Origin of the sequence: Succinivibrio sp. (assembly GCF_045124615.1) — a bacterium.
GTDB classification, from domain to species: Bacteria; Pseudomonadota; Gammaproteobacteria; order Enterobacterales; family Succinivibrionaceae; genus Succinivibrio; species Succinivibrio faecicola.
In genome coordinates this window covers 1-5,107 of record NZ_JBGVMC010000099.1, presented here as the reverse complement: position 1 = coordinate 5,107, position 5,107 = coordinate 1, and the positions used below count along the sequence as shown (strand labels likewise).

3 protein-coding genes are annotated in these 5,107 nt (G+C 36.8%); all 3 read right to left on the bottom strand.

Annotated features, from left to right (window positions below):
• The coding region (bcsB, locus tag ACJML3_RS02750) for a cellulose biosynthesis cyclic di-GMP-binding regulatory protein BcsB (protein WP_406020398.1) at nucleotides 1–1,996 on the bottom strand (1,996 nt) is incomplete at its 3' end.
• 13 nt (nucleotides 1,997–2,009) lie between these two features.
• On the bottom strand, nucleotides 2,010–4,613 hold the full coding sequence (bcsA, locus tag ACJML3_RS02745) for a UDP-forming cellulose synthase catalytic subunit (RefSeq protein WP_406020396.1): 2,604 nt from the start codon (nucleotides 4,611–4,613) through the stop codon (nucleotides 2,010–2,012).
• Nucleotide 4,614: 1 nt separating this feature from the next.
• Nucleotides 4,615–5,107, bottom strand: a 493-nt coding sequence (locus ACJML3_RS02740) for a cellulose synthase operon protein YhjQ/BcsQ (RefSeq protein ID WP_406020394.1), incomplete at its 5' end; no start/stop codon positions are given.

The window sequence follows — 5,107 nt, the reverse complement described above, 5'->3', positions numbered from 1 at the left end:
GAGCAAGACCTTCTGGGCTGTCAGAGAGCATTGCTACAACAGTTCTGTCTGAATTTAATGGAGACTGGAATGATACAATCGCACCTAAACCATTTGAGTTTCTGGTTCTGATGGTTGTATTTAAATTCTTTTTATCAGGATCGAACCTGTTTGGATTATCTGAGTTAAATGAAGTACTGATTGCCTGTTCTGTCTTGCTAAGAACAATAGCTACATTGTCATTATCCTTCAATAATTCAGGAATATTACCAATAACAAGAATATCCTTGTCTTCAAGAACATCTTCAGAATCATCATCAATCTTTGTCAGAATTTCGATGTTTGTAGATGCATAACCTAACTGAGCACCTATTCTTCCTAAGGTGTTGAGTAAGGTTGATAACTGTTCAGTATCTTTTGTATTTTCTATAACAGCTGCAGTTTCCTGAAGATCAGCATAGATTGAGAATGGATATCCTGACTGCCAGAACAGTGACAGATTTGGCATCTGTGTGAAGTGGTAGATACCTGTAAAGTCGATGTTTGAGGCAGGATCAATTTCAACTCTGTGAGGGATTGGAGCCTGTGTTGTACATTCATCTTTTTTAGAGGTATAGATGTTTGAATAATCAAAATCAAATGTCAGTGAGTTTGTTGGTCTGATAAAAGATGCATCAACCTTTGATGTGCCAAATAGATTTACAGCACCCATGATTGGCAGATTTTCAGAAATCTTATCCTGCTGGCTGTCTGGCTTTAAAGGATATGATCTGACAAGATGATTATTCAGGATAAAGCGCAACTGAGACATACCTGTTTCTGTTGGCTTTGTATACTTGTAGATAAGGTTCATATCTACTCTTGAACCATTCACAAAGTATAAATCTGGTGGAAGGTTGAGCTGAACGTTGATAGGTGCTGGCTCAATACCGTTAGCACTTAACTGACCATCAAATGTGGTGAGCTGACCAAAATAAACCTTCTTTGAAGAATCAATCCAGTTTGGTGAATCGTAAGGCTTACGTTTTTCAACTTCAGTGTAGCCAAGAATTTCTGTAACAGGGCCATTGAACAGAACATTACCTAAAGCAAGAGCCTTTGCTGCTTCTATAAGTTTTTCTGATGTAGGAGCTGAAATAATTAAAAGCTTATTACTCTGGGTTCCTGGAATATCAGTCATTTCAACAGTTGGAGCTGTAGATTTTGGATAATCCTTAAGAAAGTATGGTCGATTATCATTTGTGATGAATACTACAGCATGACCATTTGATGGAAGCTGATTTATCAAAACAGGGTAGTCAACACCTCTCCATGCAGTAAGAACACCACCAAATGAAGCAAAAATTGATGCTGCCTTAAGAGTATTTGAATCTGGCTCATCACTGAAAATTACAGGTAGTGTTGATGCTGTATTTGTAGTAACGTTAAAAAATGGTGTTGGGAAACTTGAAAGATCGTTTGCAATGTGAAGCTGCTGTTTATCAAGAACCAAAACTGACTGAGCAGAAATATTCAGCCATAAGGATGAATCTACAGGGTTTTCACAGATATCTGAGTAATGACCGATGAATTCAAATTCAATCTGATTTGAATCAGCAAGAGCCTTTGGATCAATTGCAATCTTTGCAAATGTTTTGTTACCTAGATGTTCTTTAAGAATTGGCAATGATTTGATTAACAGACCATTGAAGTAAACGTTAAGGTGTGATCTTACAGGAATTAAAGCTGGTGATGGTGTGTAGTAAAGTTCTAAAGCACCGCCTGTTACAAGCTCGTCCTTTCTGATTTCAAATCTTACATTTCTTTTTGCCTGAGTACCACTTAAAGCAAGGCCACCTGACGGATCTGTCCATTCAAGAGAGGCGAATGGGTATCTGTAGATATTGGTTGTAATATCATCAAACTTATGAACTTCAACAAGAGATCCAATATTGGAACTGGTATTGTTCTGTGCGTTTGCAGCAACAGAAGCAAACAGTAAAGTCATAACGCAAAGTGATATTTTCTTGAGAAACATGATGTCTCCTTAATTACTTTCTTTTATCAAAAATCTTTTTGCCGTTGATATCTAATGGAACTGGTAACATACTGAATGTGAACAGCAGTGTAGATACGACAATCCATAAAAGCTGCTTGAATACAAAAGGTGCATTCTTAAGCATTTTTATGTAACCATTCAGACCGAATTTCACTAGAGTATGAATTCCGTGGAAAAGGGTATCCTGTTTGAGTCCTTCAAAACTGTGAGCCCATCTGTCAGCACATGCGAAGGTACATCTTATGTATTCAATGTTTTCCTGGAGAGTGTCTAGCTTTACAGCAAGACCTAACTTGTTTTGATTTGAAAACTTAACTTCAGCATTGAATTTATAGATAACAGAGTTGTTTTCAATGTTGATAACGACAAGCTGTCCATCTTTGAACAGGCCCTGGTAAGAAGAGCCTTCAATTTTTTCTGAAAGTTTGATACCAAGACCGTCTTTTGAAAAATCTGTGATAATTGCATTGATTTTCTGGAATTTACTAATATCAATGGTACATTCCATTTCACAGCTAACTCTTGGAGAAGTTCTTACCTGACGGCGTTCAAGGGCAACAGCAGAAGCTGCACCTAGTACAAGTAGGTTGTAGCAAACCCAAAGAAGGTTGATGACGATAACTCCTACCTGAGAAAAAGGATCGAAGAAGATATTGTAAATACCATATATGAGACCGGCGAAATTTAAAAAGATCATGAAGATATATGATTTTGATACAGTCCAGTCAAAGTATGTTTCTTCGTTTGATGCACCTTTTGCTGTTACATTGAATTTTCCATGTTTAGGTGAAATAAGCGCAATTAAAGTTGGAACAGTGATATACCATGAGAGAATGGTCTCGTAGATAACACCCCAGAAATAGAAACGCTTGTTTCCCTGTATTTGCTGATTGGTCATGGTGGAATGAATCATATGTGGCAACACATATGCAAAGATCATCATGCCGGTTGCAAAAATCACATATACATTAAAGAACAGGAATGGCAGCGGAGCTAACAGGAATATGATTCTTGGAAGCCCATGCAAAAAGTGAATCATTGCGTTTGCAAAACAGATTCTTTGTGGAATTGTCAGTCCTTTACCAAATAGAGGATTATCTATTCTGAAAATCTGAACCATGCCTCGAGCCCATCTGATGCGCTGATTGATATGGTCTGCTAATGATTCAGTTGCAAGACCTGCAGCAAGAGGCAGTGAAATAAAGGCTGAAGAATAACCTTTTCTGTTAAGTCTTAATGATGTATGGGCGTCTTCAGTAACAGTTTCAACAGCGATACCACCGATTTCCTCAAGAGGTTTGCGTCTGATAACTGCACATGAACCGCAGAACATTGTTGCATTCCAAGTATCGTTACCTTTTTGGATAAAATCATGGAACAATGAGTTTTCTGCAGGAACGGATCCTTTAATTGAAAGATTCTTTTCAAAAGGATCATCTGAATAGAAATGATGAGGAGTCTGAACAAGTGCAATATTCTCGTCATGAACCATCCATCCTACAGTCATCTGTAAGAAAGCTCTGGTAGGAACATGGTCACAGTCAAAGATTGCAACCAGATCACCATTGGTAAGTGTTAAAGCATGATTGATGTTACCAGCTTTTGCATGATTGTGCTCTTTTCTGATTATGTAATTAACACCTATACTCTTGCAGTATTTTTCAAATTCAGCTCTGCTTCCATCATCTAGCATATGAACTTTTAATTTGTCTTTTGGCCAGTCAAGATCAAGTGCTGCAAGAAGACAAGGTTTTACAACATCCAATGGTTCGTTATAGCTTGGAATGAAAATATCAACACTTGGCCATAAGGCTGTATCTTCTGGCAGAGGATATGGCTTTCTGTCTAGAACCCAGCATACCTGGAAGTATGAGAGTATCAAAACAGCATAGGCATAGACCTCGGCTACTAAAAGCAGCAGAGCAAAAGTAATTGTTACAGGATCAGTAAATAGAATTGTTTTGGTAATACGCCAGTAAATGTAACGGGTTGATATGATGATGGAAATAAAGATCATCAGCATCAGTGTTACGCGGGTTTTCTCTGACTTTAGTAAGGTTGCGACAATCCACATCAGTGCAACGAAAACAAGCTGGTACTCTACATCTAGAGGCTGGGTAACTGCCAGTATTGATGCAACAAAAGACAATCCTAGAAATACCAAAATAACTGTTTTTCTTGATTCTTTAAGAACAACTGTTTCCTTTTGATCAGCAACCTCAGTTAACTTTCCTGTAAAAACAGAGGTTATTGCAGATAAAGGCTTGATTACAGTATTTTTGAATACTTTTAACAGAGAATTAAAAAATACATTTATTGTAGATGTCTTTGAAGGTATCTGTTTTATAAAAAGTAAAAATACAGACTGAATAATAATTCTTACAGGATCAAGTGGTCTTGGTCTGCCTTTTTTTATCTGCGGATAGTAGTAATAGAAATTACGACGCAGATCCTTATAGGTTTCATTTTCTAATGGGAGCAGAAAATAGACAAAAGCAAAGAATGTCAGGTTTATAACCTTTGTAAAAAGGTTTACACCATTAACAGTCCAAAGCGCATTAAGCTTCTTTAATTTATTTATTGCATTAGACTGCATACTATTTCTGATCCTTTATCTTATCTATATCTTTGCACATTATGAAAAGTTCCATAATGATTTTTTCTAGCTGCAAAGAAGCAGAACTGATTTTTAAAAATCTGTTGAAAGGCATAAGGTTCATATATGAGCTGACAACAGATTCATCAAATGGGATAGCGGTTTTTATAAATGACTGCTTTAACTTACTGTTTAAAAGAAGAGACTGTATATCTAATGATGACTGAGAATAGTTATTGAGTTTATTGATAATGAAGAACTCATTATATGCAGTATTTGAGCTGTTTAATCTCTGAACGCAGTTTCCATCAGCTTCTAAAACAGTGAATATTATGTCTGATAATGAAGATAAATGCTTTGCTAGCAGGTTGTTTTTGATGCCAGCATCGATGATAAGATAATCAATGTTTTCTTGTGAGTTTAGAAAAGCTAAAAGTTTATCAGCAAGTTGTGGAAGTGACTCTCTCTCTCTCTCTCTCTCTCTCTCTCTCTCT

What these genes read in the sequence shown, in the direction of transcription:
- bcsA (WP_406020396.1), bottom strand. Translation starts at nt 4,613, where the DNA reads ATGCAGTCTAATGCAATAAATAAATTAAAGAAGCTTAATGCGCTTTGG.